The organism is Streptomyces sp. FH025 (assembly GCF_017427025.1).
In the GTDB taxonomy this organism is placed as follows: Bacteria; Actinomycetota; Actinomycetes; order Streptomycetales; family Streptomycetaceae; genus Kitasatospora.
In genome coordinates this window covers 1-1,727 of record NZ_JAFLNG010001067.1, presented here as the reverse complement: position 1 = coordinate 1,727, position 1,727 = coordinate 1, and the positions used below count along the sequence as shown (strand labels likewise).

The 1,727-nt window shown below is 73.0% G+C and carries 1 protein-coding gene; it reads right to left on the bottom strand.

What is annotated here, in order from left to right:
* Window positions 1-1,727 (bottom strand): ATP-dependent zinc metalloprotease FtsH (ftsH, locus tag J0670_RS37345; RefSeq protein ID WP_207817220.1); only part of this gene is annotated, 1,727 nt, incomplete at both ends.

Genomic DNA, 1,727 nt, shown 5'->3' with positions numbered 1-1,727 from the left:
GACGCCGGGTGCTCCAGGATCCGGAGCACCACCTTGCCGTCCACCGTCTCCTGGGCGACCAGCAGCGCCGCCAGCTCGTCCAGGTGCTGCCGGTGTTCGCGCAGCAGCTCGACGGCCCGGCGCTCCGCGCGGCGCAGCAGTGCGGCCACCGCCTCGTCCACGGCGCGCTGGGTCTGCTCGGAGTACGGGCGGCGCAGCAGGTCCTCGGGGTGGTCGCCGAGGTACTGCGGGGAACCTGAGGAATAGCCGACCGGGCCGAGTTCCGGGGAGAGGCCGAACTCCCGGACCATCCGGGTGGCGACCGAGGTGGCGTTGGCGAGGTCGTTGGCGGCGCCGGTGGAGCCCTCGCCGAAGACCACCAGCTCCGCCGCCCGTCCGCCGAGTTGGACGGTGAGAAGGTCGGTCAGGTAGCCCTCGCTGTACAGGTGCCGCTCCGCCTCGGGCAGTTGCTCGGTGGCGCCGAGGGCGACCCCGGCGGGGAGGATGGTCACCTTGGCGACCGGGTCGGCGTGCTCGCACAGCGCGGCCATCAGCGCGTGCCCGGACTCGTGCACGGCCACCGCGTGACGCTCCTCGGGCAGCAGCGCGTTGGAGGACTCCCGCCGCCCGAGCAATACCCGGTCTCGGGCGTCGTCGAGGTCGGCGGCGGTGATGATGGCGCGCTCGGCGCGCACGGCGTTGATGGCGGCCTCGTTGACCAGGTTGGCGAGGTCGGCGCCGGAGAAGCCGGGGGTGCCGCGGGCGATCCGGTTGAGGTCGGTGTCCGGGGCGAGGGTCTTGCCGCGGGTGTGCACGACGAGGATGGCGGCCCGCTCCGCCTGGTTGGGCAGCGGGACGGTGACCTGCCGGTCGAAGCGGCCGGGGCGCAGCAGGGCCGGGTCGAGCGCGTCCGGCCGGTTGGTGGCAGCGATCACGACGATGCCGGTGCTCTGGTCGAAGCCGTCCATCTCGGAGAGCAGCTGGTTGAGGGTCTGCTCGCGCTCGTCGTTGCCGCCGATCCGGGAGCCGCCCGCGCGGCGGCCGCCGACGGCGTCGATCTCGTCGATGAAGATGATCGACGGCGCGCGCTTTCGGGCCTCCTCGAACAGGTCGCGGACGCGGGAGGCGCCGACGCCGACGAACATCTCCACGAAGCCGGAGCCGGTCACGGAGAGGAACGGCACCGAGGCCTCGCCGGCGACCGCCCGGGCGAGCAGCGTCTTGCCGGTGCCGGGCGGCCCGACCATGATCACCCCACGCGGTCCCTTGGCCCCGGCGGCGGCGTACCGCTCCGGGCTGCGCAGGAAGTCGACCACCTCGCTGACCTCCTGCTTCACCCCCTCGTACCCCGCCACGTCGGCGAAGCCGGTGTCCGGCCGCTCGGCCTCGATGATCTTCGCCCGGGAGCGGCCGATCGCGCTCAGCCCGCCGCCCAGCGAGCGGGCGGCCATCCGGCCGGACCAGAGGAACAGCCCGCCGAAGATCAGCAGCGGCAGGAACAGCAGCAGGGTGGACCAGATCGAGCCGCCGCTGGAGCGGCTGGCGGTGACGTTCACGTGCTGGTCGGAGAGCGCGTGGCTGAGCTGGGAGGTGTCCAGGGCGGTGGGGATCTGACTGGTGAAGTGGGTGCCGTCCTTGAGTACGCCGCTCACGCCTCCGGTGTCGGTGACGTCCACGGTCTGCACCTGGCCGGCGTCGACCCGGTTCAGGAAGTCGGTGTAGCCGTAGCGGGTGCCGATCTTGCCGGG